The 17,011-nt window shown below is 63.7% G+C and carries 18 protein-coding genes; 4 read left to right on the plus strand and 14 right to left on the minus strand.

Going from position 1 to position 17,011, the window contains the following annotated elements:
• The first annotated feature begins 76 nt into the window (after positions 1 to 76).
• Entirely contained in the window at positions 77 to 505 is a 429-nt protein-coding gene (locus LB538_RS20185) for an HIT family protein (RefSeq protein ID WP_095765348.1), read from the plus strand.
• Between the two features lie 90 nt (positions 506 to 595).
• On the opposite strand, the gene clpA is transcribed toward LB538_RS20185, so the two are convergent.
• From clpA to LB538_RS20200, 3 genes are all read right to left on the minus strand, one after another.
• The gene (gene clpA / locus LB538_RS20190) at positions 596 to 3,061 is read right to left on the minus strand and encodes an ATP-dependent Clp protease ATP-binding subunit ClpA (RefSeq protein ID WP_140841263.1); all 2,466 of its coding nucleotides are present in this window, start codon (positions 3,059 to 3,061) and stop codon (positions 596 to 598) included.
• A 6-nt stretch (positions 3,062 to 3,067) separates the two neighbouring features.
• Positions 3,068 to 3,394 carry an ATP-dependent Clp protease adapter ClpS gene (clpS, locus tag LB538_RS20195; protein WP_036258315.1) on the minus strand — a complete coding sequence of 109 codons (327 nt, stop codon included), beginning with the start codon at positions 3,392 to 3,394 and terminating at the stop codon, positions 3,068 to 3,070.
• A gap of 277 nt (positions 3,395 to 3,671) precedes the next feature.
• Entirely contained in the window at positions 3,672 to 4,001 is a 330-nt protein-coding gene (locus LB538_RS20200) for a phasin family protein (RefSeq protein ID WP_095765346.1), read from the minus strand.
• Positions 4,002 to 4,289: 288 nt separating this feature from the next.
• Here LB538_RS20200 and LB538_RS20205 point away from each other — a divergent pair, with 288 nt between their 5' ends.
• Positions 4,290 to 5,714, plus strand: a complete 1,425-nt coding sequence (locus LB538_RS20205) for an SPOR domain-containing protein (protein WP_224528810.1) — start codon at positions 4,290 to 4,292, stop codon at positions 5,712 to 5,714.
• 43 nt (positions 5,715 to 5,757) lie between these two features.
• Here the strand turns inward: LB538_RS20205 and LB538_RS20210 are convergent, their stop codons facing one another.
• From LB538_RS20210 to LB538_RS20220, 3 genes are all read right to left on the minus strand, one after another.
• Entirely contained in the window at positions 5,758 to 6,456 is a 699-nt protein-coding gene (locus LB538_RS20210; RefSeq protein WP_095765344.1) for a molecular chaperone DnaJ, read from the minus strand.
• Positions 6,457 to 6,579: 123 nt separating this feature from the next.
• Positions 6,580 to 7,017, minus strand: coding sequence for a DUF1489 family protein (locus tag LB538_RS20215; protein WP_095765343.1), 438 nt, complete (start codon positions 7,015 to 7,017; stop codon positions 6,580 to 6,582).
• Between the two features lie 84 nt (positions 7,018 to 7,101).
• Entirely contained in the window at positions 7,102 to 8,505 is a 1,404-nt protein-coding gene (locus tag LB538_RS20220; protein WP_224528813.1) for an L-serine ammonia-lyase, read from the minus strand.
• A 168-nt stretch (positions 8,506 to 8,673) separates the two neighbouring features.
• On the opposite strand from LB538_RS20220, the gene LB538_RS20225 reads away from it, so the two are divergent.
• Complete coding sequence (locus LB538_RS20225) at positions 8,674 to 9,393, plus strand: DUF599 domain-containing protein (RefSeq protein WP_140841255.1); 720 nt, start codon at positions 8,674 to 8,676, stop codon at positions 9,391 to 9,393.
• Here LB538_RS20225 and LB538_RS20230 read toward each other — a convergent pair.
• The 5 genes from LB538_RS20230 to LB538_RS20250 all read right to left on the minus strand — a co-directional run bounded on the left by LB538_RS20230 (position 9,366) and on the right by LB538_RS20250 (position 13,432).
• A complete protein-coding gene (locus tag LB538_RS20230; RefSeq protein ID WP_224528839.1) occupies positions 9,366 to 10,163 on the minus strand; it encodes a YdcF family protein in 798 nt (265 codons plus the stop codon). The genes LB538_RS20225 and LB538_RS20230 overlap by 28 nt on opposite strands.
• Before the next feature lie 30 nt (positions 10,164 to 10,193).
• Positions 10,194 to 11,759 (minus strand): amidase, encoded by a 1,566-nt coding sequence (locus tag LB538_RS20235; RefSeq protein WP_224528842.1) that lies wholly within the window; start codon positions 11,757 to 11,759, stop codon positions 10,194 to 10,196.
• Positions 11,759 to 12,217: a GNAT family N-acetyltransferase gene (locus tag LB538_RS20240; RefSeq protein WP_224528845.1), complete on the minus strand. Its 459-nt coding sequence runs from the start codon at positions 12,215 to 12,217 to the stop codon at positions 11,759 to 11,761. Before LB538_RS20240 ends, LB538_RS20235 begins: the two co-directional genes overlap by 1 nt.
• Positions 12,218 to 12,220: 3 nt before the next feature.
• Positions 12,221 to 12,508: an Asp-tRNA(Asn)/Glu-tRNA(Gln) amidotransferase subunit GatC gene (gene gatC / locus LB538_RS20245; protein WP_095765337.1), complete on the minus strand. Its 288-nt coding sequence runs from the start codon at positions 12,506 to 12,508 to the stop codon at positions 12,221 to 12,223.
• Positions 12,509 to 12,724: 216 nt separating this feature from the next.
• The gene (locus tag LB538_RS20250) at positions 12,725 to 13,432 is read right to left on the minus strand and encodes a metal-dependent hydrolase (RefSeq protein ID WP_224528848.1); all 708 of its coding nucleotides are present in this window, start codon (positions 13,430 to 13,432) and stop codon (positions 12,725 to 12,727) included.
• A gap of 116 nt (positions 13,433 to 13,548) precedes the next feature.
• Between LB538_RS20250 and ruvX the strand changes: the two genes are divergently transcribed.
• Positions 13,549 to 14,031 carry a Holliday junction resolvase RuvX gene (ruvX, locus tag LB538_RS20255; RefSeq protein WP_224528889.1) on the plus strand — a complete coding sequence of 161 codons (483 nt, stop codon included), beginning with the start codon at positions 13,549 to 13,551 and terminating at the stop codon, positions 14,029 to 14,031.
• Here ruvX and LB538_RS20260 read toward each other — a convergent pair.
• The 3 genes from LB538_RS20260 to LB538_RS20270 all read right to left on the minus strand — a co-directional run bounded on the left by LB538_RS20260 (position 13,973) and on the right by LB538_RS20270 (position 16,823).
• Positions 13,973 to 14,314 (minus strand): DUF6105 family protein, encoded by a 342-nt coding sequence (locus LB538_RS20260; protein ID WP_224528892.1) that lies wholly within the window; start codon positions 14,312 to 14,314, stop codon positions 13,973 to 13,975. The genes ruvX and LB538_RS20260 overlap by 59 nt on opposite strands.
• Positions 14,314 to 14,868 carry a hypothetical protein gene (locus tag LB538_RS20265; RefSeq protein ID WP_224528986.1) on the minus strand — a complete coding sequence of 185 codons (555 nt, stop codon included), beginning with the start codon at positions 14,866 to 14,868 and terminating at the stop codon, positions 14,314 to 14,316. The genes LB538_RS20260 and LB538_RS20265 overlap by 1 nt, the downstream gene beginning before the upstream one ends.
• A gap of 326 nt (positions 14,869 to 15,194) precedes the next feature.
• Positions 15,195 to 16,823: a DNA alkylation response protein gene (locus LB538_RS20270; protein WP_140545768.1), complete on the minus strand. Its 1,629-nt coding sequence runs from the start codon at positions 16,821 to 16,823 to the stop codon at positions 15,195 to 15,197.
• Between the last annotated feature and the right edge of the window lie 188 nt (positions 16,824 to 17,011).

Below are 17,011 nucleotides of genomic sequence, written 5' to 3' on the forward strand. Positions count from 1 at the left end.
ATCTCGCCCGAGCGCCTTGCCGCCCGTCGGCGGCTTCGCTACACCGGACGGTGAATACAATTGGGAGTGTCACCCCATGGCCGAAGCCTATGATCCCGGCAATATCTTTGCGAAAATCCTGCGCGGCGAGATTCCGTCGCACCGCGTCTACGAGGACGATGCGGTCGTCGCCTTCATGGATGTGATGCCGCAAGGCATGGGCCACACGCTGGTGATGCCCAAGGCGCCGTCGCGCAACATGCTCGACGCCGATCCGGCAACGCTCGGTCCGCTGTTCGCGGTCGTCCAGAAGGTGGCCGTGGCAGTGAAAAAGGCCTTTGACGCCGACGGCGTCACCCTCATGCAGTTCAACGAACCGGCCTCCGGGCAGACCGTCTATCATCTCCATGTCCACGTCGTGCCACGCTTCGAAGGCGTGCCGTTGAAGCCGCATTCCGGCCAGATGGAGAAACCCGAAGTGCTGGCCGAGCACGCCGGCAAGATCCGCGCGGCGCTGGGAAGCTGACCCAGCCTTCGACCCGGTGACTGCGCGCTGACCGCTCAAAAGAAAAGAGCCCCATTGCCGGGGCTCTTTTGCATTTCAAATGAAGGCCGATCAGCCCTTGCGCGGCAGTTGCGGCACAAGGCTGCGTTTGTTGCCGTCCTTGCCCTTCGGCTCCGGCTTCTGCGCCACGGCCTTCTTGGGCGCCGGCTTCTTGGCCACCGCCTTCTTCGGCTTCGGCGCGTCTTCCGGCTCTTCCTTCTTCGGCTGCACGGGCGACTCGTCGGCGAGCGATTCGAGCTTCAGGCCGGACTCGCCGGTTTCCTTCTTCTCGACAGTGACGCGAACCGTGCCGCCCTTCTTGAGCTTGCCGAACAGCACCTCGTCGGCCAGGGGCTTCTTGATGTGCTCCTGGATGACGCGGCCGAGCGGACGCGCGCCCATGCGCTCGTCATAGCCCTTGTCGGCCAGCCAGGCGATCGCGTCCGGCGACAGGTCGAAGGTGACGCCCCGCTCGGAGAGCTGGGCCTCAAGCTGCATGACGAACTTCTGCACCACCTGATGGATGACCGGCACCGGCAGCGAACCGAACGGGATGATCGCGTCCAGGCGGTTGCGGAACTCCGGCGTGAACAGCCGGTTGATCGCCTCGACGTCGTCGCCCTCGCGCTTGGTCGAGCCGAAGCCGATTGCCGCGCGCTGCGCGTCCGAGGCGCCAGCATTGGTGGTCATGATCAGGATCACGTTGCGGAAGTCGATCTGCTTGCCGTTGTGGTCGGTCAGCTTGCCGTGGTCCATCACCTGCAACAGGATGTTGAACAGGTCCGGATGCGCCTTCTCGACCTCATCGAGCAGCAGCACGCAATGCGGGTGCTGGTCGACGCCGTCGGTGAGCAGGCCGCCCTGGTCGAAGCCGACATAGCCGGGAGGCGCGCCGATCAGCCGCGAGACGGTGTGGCGTTCCATGTATTCCGACATGTCGAAACGGATCAGCTCGACGCCGAGCGAGGCGGCAAGCTGCTTCGCGACTTCCGTCTTGCCGACGCCGGTCGGGCCTGAGAACAGGTAGGAGCCGATCGGCTTCTCCGGTTCGCGCAGGCCGGCGCGCGCCAGCTTGATCGCCGAGGTCAGCGCGGTGATGGCCGTATCCTGGCCGTAGACGACGCGCTTCAGCTCGATATCGAGCCCCTGCAGCACCTTCTCATCATCCGCCGAGACCGTCTTCGGCGGGATGCGCGCCATAGTGGCGATCGTCGCCTCGATCTCCTTGATGCCGATCGTCTTCTTGCGCTTGGCTTCCGGCACCAGCATCTGCGAGGCGCCGGTTTCGTCGATCACGTCAATCGCCTTGTCCGGCAGCTTGCGGTCGTTGATGTAGCGCGCCGACAGCTCGACCGAGGCCTTGATCGCTTCGCTCGTGTAGCGGACCTTGTGGAACTCCTCGAAATAGGGCTTCAGGCCCTTCATGATCTCGATGGCGTCCTCGATGGTCGGCTCGTTGACATCGATCTTCTGGAAGCGCCGCACCAGCGCGCGGTCCTTCTCGAAGAACTGGCGGAACTCCTTGTAGGTGGTCGAGCCGATGCAGCGGATGGCGCCGGACGACAGCGCCGGCTTCAGAAGGTTCGATGCATCCATGGCGCCGCCCGAGGTGGCGCCGGCCCCGATCACCGTGTGGATCTCGTCGATGAACAGCACCGCGCCCGGATAGTCCTCGAGCTCCTTGACGACCTGCTTCAGCCGCTCCTCGAAGTCGCCGCGATAGCGGGTGCCGGCCAACAGCGTGCCCATGTCGAGCGCGAAGATGGTGGCGTCCTGCAGCACTTCCGGCACATCGCCTTCGACGATGCGCTTGGCGAGACCTTCGGCGATCGCCGTCTTGCCGACCCCCGGATCGCCGACATAGAGCGGGTTGTTCTTGGAACGGCGGCACAGCACCTGGATGGTGCGGTTGATCTCGCTGTCGCGGCCGATCAGCGGATCGATCTTGCCGGCGCGCGCCTTGTTGTTGAGATTGACGCAGTAGGCCGTCAGCGCGTCCTGCTGCTTCTTCTTGCCGCCCTCTTCCTGCGGCTCGGCGCCGTTCTGGCCGCCCTGCTCGTCCTCGGCGCCGCGCGGCGTGCGCGATTCCGAAGCGCCCGGTCGCTTGGCAATTCCATGCGAGATGTAATTGACCGCGTCGTAGCGGGTCATCTGCTGTTCCTGCAGGAAATAGGCGGCGTGGCTCTCGCGCTCGGCGAAGATGGCGACGAGCACGTTGGCGCCGGACACTTCCTCGCGGCCGGACGACTGCACATGGATCACGGCGCGCTGGATGACGCGCTGGAAACCTGCCGTCGGCTTCGAATCCTCGTCATAACCGGTGACGAGGTTGTCGAGCTCGGTGTCGATATAGGTGAGAACCGTATGCTTGAGCTCGTCGAGATCGACGTTGCAGGCGCGCATGACGGCGGCCGCCTCGGTGTCGTCGATCAGGGCGAGCAGCAAATGTTCGAGCGTTGCATACTCATGATGCCGCTCGTTGGCGAATGTCAGCGCCTGATGTAGCGCCTTTTCCAGGCCTTGGGAGAAAGCCGGCATGTTACCTCACTTCTTCTCCATCACGCATTGCAGCGGATGCTGATTCTGTCGGGCGAAATCCATGACCTGGGACACTTTGGTCTCGGCCACCTCGAATGTGTAGATGCCGCACTCGCCCACTCCATGATTGTGAACATGAAGCATGATGCGTGTGGCGGCTTCGCGGTCCTTTTGGAAAAATCGTTCCAGGACGTGAACGACGAACTCCATCGGGGTGTAGTCGTCGTTCAGAATGAGGACCCGGTAGAGACTGGGCTTCTTGGTCTTGGTTTTGGTGCGCGTGATGACAGCGGTGCCGCGACCGGGATCGTTGCGGTCTCCGTCACTTTGCATTCGCACCACGCCTGCCGTGGCAGTCAAACCGATCGTCACGTAGTCCAGCCTTTTCGAATCCTCATGCGAGTTCAACATGTAGGTTCTCGATGGACGATTTTAAGCCCTTCTGTTTAGCTGACAATATGGCTAGGTGGGCAAACCGCAGCGAATTTCTCAATCGTGAATGCGGCAAGGTGCGTCAGGTTGCGATCTCGCATGAAAAAACCCGGCCGCGTTTTCGCGACCGGGTCCTTTTGATTGGCCCGCTGGCCGTGTCCGGTGTGATCGGGCGAAATTACTTCGCCTTGGCGACCACCGATTCGAAGGGCTTGTACGCTTCCTTGGCGAGCTCGGCATAGAGATTGCCGATCTTGCTGGCCTCGGCCACGAAGCTCTCATAGCTCTGCTTGGCGTAATCGGTCTGGATCTCGACGGCCTTCTCGATCGACTTGGCCGCGAACAGCTTCTCGAAGGCGGCGGTGCCGGCTTCGAAGCTCTTCTTGGTGTATTCGCCGGCTTCGGTGGCGATCGCCTGCGCGCCCTTGGTGAGCGAGGCGAAGCTCTTCAGCCCGGTGTCGGCAAATTCCTTGCCGTATTTCGTGAAGTCCTCATAGGTCTGGGTCATTTCATACTTCCCTTTGGTTGAAACGCCCTTTTTGCCCCGGGCGCCCTTGTGCAATGCACCTCAATATATTGTGCGATGCACAAAAGTCAAGAATCCCTTGATATGCAGGGGGTCCAGCGCCGGCAGCCGGTAAAATTCGATTAAAGAGAAGCTCGATTTGCCGAAAAATGGTGAACGCGGCGGTTACCATAAACGGATTGGTAACGCTGGGCGCGATAGCTTGGCTGGAAGTGAGGCCGGCACTCCCTTTGCCGCCTCCGGGGCAACGAAAATTCAGGGTAAGTAACGGTGCGTCAGGCGTTGTCGGGGCTAGTCTCCAAATCTTTCTCCCTCAGGGCAATTATGATCGCCGCGCTCGCGATGACGGTTGTCGTCGCCGACGTAGCGTCAGCAATGGCAGCAAGAGCCTCGGCCATCGTCGTGGACGCCAAGACCGGCAAGGTGCTCTACTCCGCTGACGCCAATGGCCGGCGCTATCCCGCCTCGCTTACCAAGATGATGACGCTCTACCTCACCTTCGAAGCGCTGGCGAAGGGCAGGATCAGCAAGAACACCCCGGTTCCGTTTTCCGCTCATGCCGCCGCCGAGGCGCCGACCAAGCTCGGAGTGCGCGCCGGCGGCTCGGTTCCGGTCGAGACCGCGATCCTGTCGATCGTGACGAAATCAGCCAACGACTCGGCGACCGCGCTTGGCGAGATGCTTGGCGGCAGCGAAGACAATTTCGCCCGCATGATGACGGCCAAGGCGCGCCAGCTAGGCATGAACGGCACCGTCTTCCGCAACGCCAACGGCCTACCCGACCCCGGCCAGTTCACCACGGCTCGCGACATGGCGATGCTGGGCATCGCGCTCCGCGAGCATTATCCGCAATATTACGGTTATTTCTCGCAGCGCTCGTTTCTATATGGCCGTCAGCGCATCAACGGCCATAACCGTCTGCTCGGCCGCATCAAGGGCGTCGACGGCATCAAGACCGGGTACACCCGCGCGTCAGGCTACAACCTCGTCTCCTCCGTTGCCGATGGCGACCGCCGCCTCGTCGCGGTGGTGATGGGTGGCGCTTCCGGCCGCAGCCGCGACAACCAGATGGCCGCGCTGATCAACACCTATCTGCCGCGCGCCTCGACGCGCGGCGGCGGCGATCTCATCGCCAAGGGCAACGACAATCCGATCAAGACCTTGGCCAAGGTCTTTTTGCCCAAGCATGACGCGCCGACTCCGGACGCCAAGCCGGTTACGGATGACGCTGTCGTCGCCTCAGCCGACGATGACGCCCAGGATGACAACCAGCAGGTCGCCGAAGAGACGAAACCGGTGATCCAGATCAAGAAGGTGAAGACGGTTGCCGTGGCCGCGATGGCGCCGCCCGCCAAAACCGAGGAAGCCTCGGCCCAGGTCGTCACCGCTTATGCCGACCCAGCGCCCGCAGCACCGGCGATCGATCCGGTCAAGACATCGTCGGTGCCCTCCGGCTGGGTCGTTCAGGTTGCATCGTCGCCGACGAAAACCGGAGCCCAGGCGCTGCTCGAAAGGACGAGCAAGCAGGCGCCGAGGGTCCTGGCGGACGCATCGGGCTTCACGGTCGCTTTCGACAAGGACGGCACCACCTACTACCGCGCCCGTTTCGGCGGCTTCGGCTCGAAGGACGCCGCCTGGAAGGCCTGCGACGCCCTGAAGCGCAAGAAAATCTCGTGCTACGCCGTCGAGCAATAGGCGGCTGTTGAAATCTCCGGGAAAGTACCCGCGTCGAAGGAGACTAATCGTGATTGGAGAGCAGGACGTCCTTGGCTTCATTGATCCGCGCCGCCAGGACAGACGTGCCGCCGACATCGGCGTTCAGGCGCTGCATCAGGCGGCGGTGCGCCTTGCGGATATCCGCCGCGGCAGCCCCCGCTTCAAGACCAAGGACCTTGTAGGCCTCCTCCTTAGTCATGGAGCCCGCACCTGGCGCAACACCCAGCCCTTCGCCACCGTGCGGCTGCGCGTCCTTGCGCCAGACGGGAAAACGGCCGTCAAGATACGTCTCTAGGAGCTGGCGGCTCTCCATATCCGGGCTGAGCTCGCCATGAAGCTGGCGCAGGTCCGTCAGCCCCATTGCGCCCAGCATCTTGCCTTCATAACGCCCGGCCAGGACGAGCCCCTCGAGCTTGCCGCTGTCGTGGTCGAGGTCCATTTCGAGCGCGGCAGTGCGCACCGTCGAATGTTTGGAAGCGGCGGCGCGCGCCGGAGGCCGCCTCGTGCGTATCCAGCCGACCCAGGCCAGCGCCGCGAGCAAAAGCAGTCCGCCGATAAGGCTGCGGCCGAAGATCAGCATGGGCGCCCCGACCAGTCCCAGAAAAGCCGGTCCAAGCGATCTCAGACTATCGGCCATCCTTGCGGGATCAGCGCGCACAAAGAGCATGGCGGCGCCGAAAAGCACCACAAGCACCGCTGCCAAGGCGAGGATCACACCCATTGATTAGCACCGCCATACGGATGACCGAGCATAACAAATAGGATGGGACCAAGGTCCGGCGCTTGCAAGTCCCACATCGGACGAGCCGAAGGGCCAGCGGTGGGTTTGCCGGCCGGCGCGGCGCTACAGCAGGCCGAGTTCGGCGAGTTCGAGCCTGAGCTTCGGCGGCATTTCGGCGAGTGCCGCCCTGCCCTTGCCGAGATCGGCCGGTGCGTCGGCGGGCTTCAGATAACGCCAGCCCTGGAAGGCGCGGCGCGGCTGCCAGTCGGTGCGCACCACCTCAGGATCGAGCACCAGATGACAACGGCCGATGCCCTCGCCGTCGACGAAGGGCCGGATCTCGGTGATCAGTTGCCGGCACTGCACGCTGCCCTTGATCACCCAATAGAGCGAGCCGCCGTCGGTGATCTCATCGCCGCGCGTCGGCACCATGCGGGTGGTGTGCCAGTGCTCGGCCGGCTCGCCCGCACGGCGCCGCTCGTCGAGGCGGAAGGCGATCCACTCTTCGAGGTCCTCGACGCTGTCGCAACCGACGCACAGTTTGATGAGATTGAGTGACATGCCCCAAGATTTAGCCGCGAGGGTTGACGCGTCAACGCCTTGAGCGACTTCTCCACAGGGCCAGCCTGGGGTCTCGATAAGACCTCAGCACTCCACCACATTGACCGCGAGACCGCCGAGGCTGGTTTCCTTGTATTTCTCGTTCATGTCGAGGCCGGTCTGGCGCATGGTCTCGATCGCGGCGTCGAGCGGCACGAAATGCGTGCCGTCGCCCTTGATGGCCAAGGAGGCCGCCGTCACTGCCTTCACCGCGCCAAGCGCGTTGCGCTCGATGCAGGGCACCTGCACCAGGCCTCCGACAGGATCGCATGTCATACCGAGATGATGCTCGAGCGCGATCTCGGCGGCGTTCTCCACCTGCTCGGGCGTGCCGCCCATGACGGCGCAAAGCCCGGCGGCGGCCATCGCCGAAGCGGAACCCACCTCGCCCTGGCAACCGACCTCGGCGCCCGAGATCGAGGCGTTGGACTTGATGATGCCGCCGACGGCGGCGGCCGTCAGCAGGAAGTCGCGGATGCTCGGCTGGTCGGCTTCGGGATGGAAATGCAGCCAGTAGCGCAGCACTGCCGGCAGCGTGCCGGCAGCGCCATTGGTCGGCGCCGTAACCACGCGACCGCCCGCGGCGTTCTCCTCGTTGACTGCCATGGCGTAGATCGACAGCCAATCATTGGCGAGCAACGGATTTGGCCTGTTCTGCTGCCACTGTTCCTGCAATTTGTCGTGCAGCTGCCGCGCGCGGCGGCGCACCTTCAACCCGCCCGGCATTATGCCGTCCTGCGACAAGCCGCGATCGATGCAGCCCTTCATCGCGCCCCAGATCGCGTCGAGACCTTCGTCGAGCTCCTCGCGCGACATATGCTTTTCCTCGTTGGCGCGCTTCATCTCGGCGATCGAAAGCCCGCTCTTGGCCGCCATAGCCAGCATTTCGGCGGCGTTCTTGAAGGGGTACGGCACGTTCTTGCCTTCGGTCGTCACCGAGCCCTTTGCCTTCATGCGCTGCAGCTCTTCCTCGGAGACGACGAAACCGCCGCCGATCGAATAATAGATGCGTTTGAGCAGCAGCCGGTCGGAAGCATCATAGGCATAGAAGGCCATGCCGTTGGCGTGGCCGGCCAGCGGCGTCTTGCGGTCGAGCACGAGGTCCTTGGCGGGATCGAAGCGATATGTCGGATGCCCGGGCGGCGAAACTCGCTTTTCCGCGCCGATACGGGCGACGATGGCGTCGGCCTCGTCCGGATCGACCGTCTGCGGCGTCTGGCCTGCCAGGCCCAGGATGACGGCGCGGTCCGAGCCGTGGCCGATGCCGGTATAGGCAAGCGAGCCGTGCAGGCTGGCGCCGATGCGGTCAACCTTGACGCCGGCGGGCCGGGGCCAGTCGCCGGCCAGGATCTCGTCGAGGAAGCGGCGCGCGGCCGTCATCGGCCCCATCGTGTGCGAGCTCGATGGGCCGATGCCGATCTTGAACAGGTCGAAAACCGAAAGGAACACTGGGGCGTCGTCTCCTGAGGACCGCTCAAGGCTTACATATAGGAATTCCCGGGATGTTTCCGCTGTTTTGCATGGCGCGGCGCGGCGGCTGCCGACCTTGTTTGGTCCGCCAGCGACATCGCTTGCCGCCTGTCGAAGTGCCGGCACCCCTTGTGTTAAAAGCAATGGATGGGCGATTCACTTCATCTTTCGGCGGCCGATCTGGCGGCGCTGGCTTTCTTCCTGGTCGTCTGGGTTGCGCACACGCTCGCCTCGGACGGCAAGCTGGTCCGTCGCATGTCGCTGACCACGGCGATGAATGCCCAGCGCGAGGCCTGGATGCGCAATATGGCCGAGCGTGAAATCCGCATCGTTGACACCGCCATCATGGGCGGCCTGCAGCAAGGCACCGCCTTCTTCGCTTCTTCTTCTCTGATCGCGCTCGGCGGCTGCTTTGCCCTGCTCGGCGCCTCTGACCGCGTGCTTGAGGTTCTGGCCGACCTGCCCTTCGGCGCGGCCTCGTCGCGCGAAGCCTTCCAGACCAAGGTGTTCGGCCTGGTGCTTGTCCTGGCCTTCGCCTTCTTCAAATTCGGCTGGGCCTACCGCCTGTTCAACTATTGCTCGATCCTGATCGGCGCGGTGCCGACCCCGCATGGCCCGGCTTCGCGCAACCCGGTCAGCGAAACGGCGGTGTGGCGGGCGACGCGCATGAATGTGCTTGCCGGCAAGCACTTCAACTCCGGACTGCGCGCCGTCTTCTTCTCGATCGGCTATCTCGGCTGGTTCGTCGACCCGGTCGTCTTCGTGATATCGACGCTGGTGCTTCTGGCGGTGCTAGTGCGGCGCCAGTTCTTCTCGGCGGCCCGGCAAGCCGTGCTCGGTCAGCCGCCCGGCCCGGGAAAGAACTGATCGATCTTGCCGGACAGCCTGTAGGCGAAAAGCCCGATCCATTCGCGCACTGCGATGGTAGTCGCCTGCACCGAATCGACCGGATTGTCGCGGTAGAAGCCGACGCCTTCCCTGCCCGAGGTGCGATAGTCGACCGGCCACGGAACGGTCGTAAAACCCGCCTTGTCGAACAGCGCCTTGGCGCGCGGCATGTGGAAAGCCGAGGTTACCAACAGCCACGTCTCGCCCGGCTTCGGCTCGACCAGTTTTCGCGAGAACACCGCATTCTCGTAAGTGTTGCGGGATTTATCCTCTAGGATCAGGCGATCGGCGGAAACGCCTAAGGCGCTGAGCAGCCGCGGCGCCGTGTCGGCGTCGCCCTCGCCGTCGAGAAAAAGCGAGCCGTTGCCGCCCGATACGACGACCTTCGCTTGCGGAAAGCGCCTCGCAAGGATCGCTGTCTCCACCATGCGGTCGCCGCTGCTGTTCAGCTCGTAACCGCCGCGCGCCAGATTGATGGCGCCCTCGAAGCCGCCGCCAAGCACGACGATGCCGTCGACCTTCTCGGGCAATGGCGGCTTGGGGAAGCGTTCTTCGAGCGGATTGAGCATCATCGCGCCGACCGACGTCCAGGCCGAAAGGACCAGGATCGCGATGCCGAGCACACTGCCTGCGGCCGCCAGCCGCCGGCGCCCAAACAGCGCTGCCAGCAGGCCGGCAAGCAACAGGAAGATCGCCAGGTTGATCGGTTGGATGAAGAACCAGAGAATCTTGGAAAGATAGTAGAACATGCATCGCCCCTTGTCAGATGAGGGGCGACGCTACCACCACTTCTCCGGCTGGAACCTGCCCGCGGCCTGCTCGATGACGTTGGCCGTCTGGAACAGCGTTTCCTCGTCGAACGGGCGGCCGATCAGCTGCAGGCCGAGCGGCAGGCCCTTGCCGTCGAGGCCGGCCGGCACCGAAATGCCGGGAAGGCCGGCCATGTTCACCGTCACGGTGAAGATGTCATTGAGATACATCTTGACCGGATCGGAGGCCATGTCCTCGTCGGCGATGCCGAAGGCGGCCGACGGCGTCGCTGGCGTCAGGATCACATCGACGCCGGCGGCAAAGACGTTCTCGAAGTCGCGCTTGATCAGCGTGCGCACCTTCTGCGCCTGCAGATAGTAGGCGTCGTAATAGCCCGCCGACAGCACATAGGTGCCGATCATGATGCGCCGCTTGACCTCGCGGCCGAAACCGGCGGCGCGGGTCTTCTCATACATGTCGACGATATCCTTGCCGGGCACGCGCAGGCCGTAGCGCACGCCGTCATAGCGGGCGAGGTTCGACGAAGCTTCGGCGGGCGCCACGATATAGTAGGCGGGCAAGGCATATTTGGTATGCGGCAGGGAGATGTCGACGATCTCGGCGCCGGCGTCCTTCAGCCAGGCAATGCCTTTCTGCCAGAGCGCCTCGATGTCTTCCGGCATGCCGTCGACACGATACTCCTTCGGAATGCCGACCTTCATGCCCTTGATTGGCTTGCCGATCGCCGCCTCATAGTCCGGCACCGGACGGTCGACCGAGGTCGTGTCCTTCGGGTCGACGGAGGCCATCGACTTCAGCAGGATCGCGGCGTCGCGCACATCGCGCGCGATCGGCCCGGCCTGGTCGAGCGAGGAAGCGAAGGCGACGATGCCCCAGCGCGAGCAGCGCCCGTAAGTCGGCTTGATGCCGACCGTGCCGGTCAAGGCGGCTGGCTGGCGGATCGAGCCGCCGGTATCGGTGGCGGTGGCGCCGGCGCAAAGGAAGGCGGCCACCGACGAAGCCGACCCACCCGACGAGCCGCCCGGTACCAGCTGGGCGTTGTCCAAGGTCCGCGCCGTCTTCGTGCCGCCGGCGGACACAAAGCCGCCATCGCCCTGATGCGTCGTCGGCATGACGACCCTATCGACACGCGAGCGTCGCCACGGATTGATCACCGGGCCGTAATAGGAGGTCTCGTTGGACGAGCCCATGGCGAACTCATCCATGTTGAGCTTGCCGAGCATGACGGCGCCGTCGGCCCACAGATTGCTGGTCACGGTCGACTCGTAGCGCGGCTTGAAGCCGTCCAGCACGTGACTGCAGGCCTGGGTGTGGATGCCTTCGGTGGCGAACAGGTCCTTGATGCCGAGCGGAATGCCTTCCAGCGCGCCGCCCTCGCCCGTGGCCAACTTGGCATCGGAAGCCTTGGCCATGTCGCGCGCCTTGTCGGCGGTCACAGTCACATAGGCATTGAGCACGGGATTGGCGCGCTCGATCGCCGCGAGATAGGCCTCGGTGATCTCGGCCGCGGTGATCTCCTTGCCGCGCAGCTTGGCGCGGGCCTCGGAAATGGTGAGATGTGTGAGATCGCTCATCAGGCAAGGCTCTTTTCGTAAAACACCGACCACTCGGAGTCGGGATAATCCAGCACCGGTCCGCAACGCGAGAATCCGGCGCGCTCATAGACGGTCCAGGCGGCGGGGTGCCGATCGCCGGTTTCAAGGACCAAGCGCCTCAGCCCTTCCTGCCGGGCAAGCGCCTCGACACGTGCGACGATCTCGGCGCCGATCTTGCGGCCGCGATGCGAAGGCCGCGTGTACATACGCTTGACCTCGCCGACCGCATCGTCATGGCGCTTGAGCGCGCCGCAGCCGACAGCAAGGCCGTTGTCGCGAGCGATGAACACCGTCGTATCCTCGTCGGCCATCTGCTCGACGGTGAGATGATAGCAGTGCTCGGGCGGCGTCAGTTCGAGCAGCGCGGCGTTGAGTTCGGCGACCAGCGCGCGCACGTCGTCCTGCAAAGGCGTCTCGACGGCGATCTCGACAGCCACGCTCTACTCCACCACCTTCGGAACGAGGAAGAAGTTCTCGTCCGTCGCCGGCGCGTTGGCGACGATGTCGGCGGCCTTGTTGCCGTCGGTGACGGCATCCTGGCGCTTCTTCATCTCCATCGGCGTGACCGAGGTCATCGGCTCGACGCCCGAAACATCGACCTCGTTCAACTGCTCGACGAAGCCGAGAATGGCGTTCAGTTCGCCGGTCATGCGCTCGGCGTCCTCCTCGCTCACCGCTATGCGGGCAAGGTGCGCGACGCGCTTCACGGTCTGAAGATCAACGGACATGTTCTATCGCCTCGGGAAAACCAGTTCGGGCTATAGCGGCGCGGCGCTCAGCGTGCAACACGGATCATGCCGGTTCGATCGCCACGCGGTCGTTCCCCGGGCGCTTACGCGGCAATGCCACGCCCTCGCAGTGATAGTGGCTGCCACGGTTTGCCGGCCTGTCTGCAGTGTATCTTTTCCTGGCTCGGGAGCAGAGCTCTTGCGACGCAGAGAAATCTAGATCGTGATCGCCTTGCCGATGTCCGGCAGCGCCACCTTTACGCCCGAGCCTTCCATGCCGGCGACGAACTTGTCGGCGGTCTGGTCGATCATCGAGAAGGTGCCGAAATGGCAGGGAACGACCGTATCGAAGCCGAAGAAGCGGCGGCAGGCAAGGGCCGCCACGGCGCCGCCCATGGTGAAGCGGTCGCCGATCGGGACGATGCCGATCTTCGGTTCGTGCAATTCGTTGATCAGCCCCATGTCGGAGAAGATATCGGTGTCGCCCATATGGTAGAGCGTCTTGTCCTCGGGAAAATGCAGGACAAGCCCGCCCGGATTGCCGAGATAGGTGTTCGTGCCGCCTTCGCCGCCGAAGGAGGACGAGTGCAGCGCCTGGACGAAGGTCGTGGTGAAAGGGCCGCAATCGACGGTGCCGCCAATATTGCCCGGATTGATCTTGTCGCCGCTGACGCCCTGGCCGACGAGGTACATGCAGATCTCGAAATTGGCGACCAGCATGGCGCCGCTTTTCTTCAGCACTTCGACCGCGCCGCTGACATGGTCGTTGTGGCCATGAGTCAGGAGAACATGGGTCACGCCTTCCGCCGGCCCTTCCCAGCCGCCCGTCCACGATGGATTGCCGACCAGATAGGGGTCGATGAGAATGGTGGCGTCCTTGGTCTCGACGCGAAATGCCGAATGCCCGTACCAGGTAAGTTTCATGAGCGCTTTCCTCGATTTCTCCGTTGCCGGAAGATAGAACGCTAGTCGCAAATTGAAAGTGGCGCCCTCCTCCTACACGTCAAAAGGATGTGACGCCTGGATATCAGAGGAAGTCGTTGGGCATTATTTCAATCGAGGAATTGCCGGCGCGGCTTGCCGGCGGCAAGACGCTCGCCGGGCTCGATCTCGGCGACAAGACGATCGGCGTGGCGGTTTCCGATCGCGGGCTTTCCTTCGCCCATCCGCGCCCGGTCATCCTGCGCAAGAAATTTTCGCTGGATGCCGCCCAGCTTCTCGCTCAGCTCCAGAAGGACAATGTCGGCGCCGTCGTACTCGGCCTCCCGGTCAACATGGACGGCTCGGAAGGGCCCCGAGCACAAAAATCCCGCGCCTTCGTCCGCAACATGGCGCCGCTTTCCGACCTGCCCTTCGTGCTGTGGGACGAGCGGCTATCGACGGTTGCGGCCGAACGGACGCTGATCGAGATGGATTTCTCGCGCAAGAAGCGCGCCGGCAAGATCGATTCGGCGGCCGCCGCCTTTATTCTGCAGGGAGCGTTGGACCGGCTTCAGTCGCTTGGCCGAGCCGATCGGGGCTGATACCGCCGTGCCGGCGCTGCCTGATCCATTCGGCGATGTTGCGCCGGCGGCGGAAGGCCCAAAGCCCCATGAGCAGGAAAAAGTCGAAAACGCAGGTCCGCGCCACCATGCCCGGAATGATCGCCGGATCGACGCCGAGCATCTGGCCGTAGAGCTGGAAAGCGAAATCGTGCACCTGTCGGCTCAGCATCGCATAGCCGAAATTCATGTCGTTGGCCGACAGGAAGAACCATCCCCAAAAAATTGCCATCGGAGCAGCCCAGAGCGTGAATATCGTGCGCATCAGCGCCTGCCTCCAGGGTTTTCAGGGCGGCCGGATATGCGGGAAAGAAGCGAGCTGTGCGCGGCTCCTATCGCCATGCGCGAGGCGGCGCGGATATCACCCTCGGGCAAGTGCATTGCTGCAAAGGTGGAGCGGCGTTCAGCCAGCACGGCGATGTAAGAGGCAAGCAGCGCCGTCATCTGGATGGCGACGATCATGAACAGGCCGTTAATGCCTTGAACCACGCCGCCGATGAGGATCAGCGAAAGCAGGAAAGATGCCGAGATGAAGGCGATCCGGGCCACGCTCTCGCCCGCGTCCGGCCTTGCCGCCGCGTTCAGCAGCGTTTCGACGAAGGCCCAACAGAACAACACCGCGACGATCAACAACGCGATCGAAAGCGGCGCCAGCACGGCAACATTTTCAAGCCCGGGAAGCCCGTTGGCCTGGACTGAGAGGCCAAGCACGCCAAGCGCCGTCGCTATGCCGCGGCTGCCGTCCATGCAGATATAGGCAAGCAGGGCGAAAACCACCGCCCAATGCAAGGCCAGAACTGAGCTCAACACGTGCCGCATACGTTTCCCGTTGGCGGAGTTCGGGGAGGTCATGGTTAACCCTTCCCTACTCCAGCAAAGTGGAGAGTGGGCTTTGCATCGGCTCGCTGCAACGGAAACCATTTGTTAAGGTTAACAGCTGTCCACAGATCAGCAATCTGCCTTTAATGCATGTCGCCCAAAAGTGCGCAGCGGCTCTGGGCGACATGCATCACAACAATGACTTAAAGCGCGTCGCCCGAATCCGTTTCGGCGCGATGCGCTCTATGGTATGATGCCGAAAAAGCGTGAAGCGGTTTTCGGATGACGTGATGCTCAATCTCTTGATTTAGAGATTTAGAGGCGGATCAGGTCACCGGTGGATAGAGCGTGTCGATGATCATGCGCGCGTCGTGGCGCGAATCGAGCATGCCGTAGGTGGTGCGCCACTGGCCGCCGAGCCGCGTTTCGACGAAAGCGTCGGCGATCCGCCCTGCCCCCAGCCTGCGCAGCTCCGCCGCGGCGGCCGAAAGCGCCAGCTGTTCGGTGAGCAGGCGCGCCGAGCCCTGGTCGGTCGCGGCGACCTGCATGGCGGCCTTCAGCACGCCGATGGTGCCGCGCCCGCCGGTGCCGAGATCGCGGTCGATGCCGGTCAGCACCTCCTCGAACAGACCGGGCGCGCGGCCGAGCACGCGCAGCACGTCGAGCGCCATGACATTGCCAGAGCCCTCCCAGATCGCATTGACCGGCGCCTCCCGGTAGTAGCGGGCAAGCGGCGCTTCCTCGACATAGCCGTTGCCGCCAAGGCATTCCATCGCCTCGTAAAGCAGCTGCGGCGCGATCTTGCAGACCCAGTATTTGACGACAGGCGTCATGGCACGGGCAAAGGCCGCCTCGCCGCGGTCGCTTGCCGCCTCGTCGAAAGAGCGCGCCAGCCGGAACGACAGCGCCGTGGCCGCGGCGACGTCGAGCGCCATGTCGGCCAGAACCCGCTGCATCAGCGGCTGGTCGATCAGGTTGGAGCCGAACACCTGGCGATGACGCGTGTGATGAACAGCCTCAGCGAGGCCCGCCCGCATCAGCGCCGACGAAGCGACCGCGCAGTCGAGCCTGGTCAGCGTCACCATGTCCATGATCGTCTTCACGCCTGCGCCCGGGTCACCGACCATCTCGCCGATCGCGTTGACAAACTCCACCTCCGACGAGGCGTTCGAGCGGTTGCCGAGCTTGTCCTTCAGCCGCTGGAAGCGGAAGCCGTTGCCGGAACCGTCGCCCAGGATGCGCGGCACGAGGAAACAGGACAGCCCCTCCGGAACCTGTCCGAGCACCAGGAAGGCATCCGACATCGGCGCCGACATGAACCATTTGTGACCGGTCAACCGGTAAAAACCACTACCGGTGCGCTCCGCCCTGGTGGTGTTGGCGCGCACATCGGTGCCGCCCTGCTTCTCGGTCATGCCCATGCCGAGCGTCAGCCCGGTCTTCTGCACCGGAGGCTTCTGCGCCTGGTCGTATTTGCGCGTCGTCACGCGCGGCGCCCATTCGCGGAAAAGCTTCGGGCTTGCCATCAAGGCCGCCAGCGAAGCGCTGGTCATGGTAATGGGGCAAAGATGCCCCGTCTCGAGCTCAGCGGTCAGGTAGAAGCGTGCCGCCCTCACCTGATGGCGGCGGCCGATCTCGGCATCGCCGTTTTCCCATACCGAAGAATGCAGGCCGCCGGCGATCGCGCGGCGCATCAAGGCATGATAGGCCGGATGATATTCGACAAGATCGAGGCGACGGCCCTGGCGATCATGGGTGCGCAATTTCGGCGTGTCGGTGTTGGCGAGGCGGGCAAGCTCCTGCGCTTCCTGCGTCATCACGAACCGGCCAAGCCCGTCAAGATCCTTGCGCACGGGGTCGGAAAAACGCTCGGCTAGCTGGATGAGCAACGGATCGCCCCGCCATGCATTGCCGCCTGCCAATGGCGGCGGCTGGTTGATCACCTCGTCGGTCACGCCCAATCCTTCAGTTGCCCAATCCTTCAGTTGGCCGAGAGGTTCTTACCATTTCCAAGCCCGCGGTCGCGAATCCGAAGCCACTGGGCCTTATAGCCCAAGCCATGGAAGGCGTGCGACGAAAATACCGGGGAGAACGCCCGCAATCCAAAGCTGGCGCTTGCGGCAGGCCGGACCGCACCCTATAG

Source organism: Mesorhizobium sp. Ca11 (assembly GCF_020165275.1).
Taxonomy (GTDB): domain Bacteria; phylum Pseudomonadota; class Alphaproteobacteria; order Rhizobiales; family Rhizobiaceae; genus Mesorhizobium.

Bases quoted from the DNA above. Each gene is read 5' to 3' on its own strand.
- LB538_RS20185 (WP_095765348.1), top strand. From the start codon at position 77: ATGGCCGAAGCCTATGATCCCGGCAATATCTTTGCGAAAATCCTGCGC.
- clpA (WP_140841263.1), bottom strand. From the start codon at position 3,061: ATGCCGGCTTTCTCCCAAGGCCTGGAAAAGGCGCTACATCAGGCGCTG.
- clpS (WP_036258315.1), bottom strand. From the start codon at position 3,394: ATGCAAAGTGACGGAGACCGCAACGATCCCGGTCGCGGCACCGCTGTC.
- LB538_RS20200 (WP_095765346.1), bottom strand. From the start codon at position 4,001: ATGACCCAGACCTATGAGGACTTCACGAAATACGGCAAGGAATTTGCC.
- LB538_RS20210 (WP_095765344.1), bottom strand. From the start codon at position 6,456: ATGGGTGTGATCCTCGCCTTGGCAGCGGTGCTTGTGGTGCTTTTCGGC.
- LB538_RS20215 (WP_095765343.1), bottom strand. From the start codon at position 7,017: ATGTCACTCAATCTCATCAAACTGTGCGTCGGTTGCGACAGCGTCGAG.
- LB538_RS20225 (WP_140841255.1), top strand. From the start codon at position 8,674: ATGGGCGATTCACTTCATCTTTCGGCGGCCGATCTGGCGGCGCTGGCT.
- LB538_RS20230 (WP_224528839.1), bottom strand. From the start codon at position 10,163: ATGTTCTACTATCTTTCCAAGATTCTCTGGTTCTTCATCCAACCGATC.
- LB538_RS20235 (WP_224528842.1), bottom strand. From the start codon at position 11,759: ATGAGCGATCTCACACATCTCACCATTTCCGAGGCCCGCGCCAAGCTG.
- gatC (WP_095765337.1), bottom strand. From the start codon at position 12,508: ATGTCCGTTGATCTTCAGACCGTGAAGCGCGTCGCGCACCTTGCCCGC.
- LB538_RS20250 (WP_224528848.1), bottom strand. From the start codon at position 13,432: ATGAAACTTACCTGGTACGGGCATTCGGCATTTCGCGTCGAGACCAAG.
- LB538_RS20260 (WP_224528892.1), bottom strand. From the start codon at position 14,314: ATGCGCACGATATTCACGCTCTGGGCTGCTCCGATGGCAATTTTTTGG.
- LB538_RS20265 (WP_224528986.1), bottom strand. From the start codon at position 14,868: ATGCGGCACGTGTTGAGCTCAGTTCTGGCCTTGCATTGGGCGGTGGTT.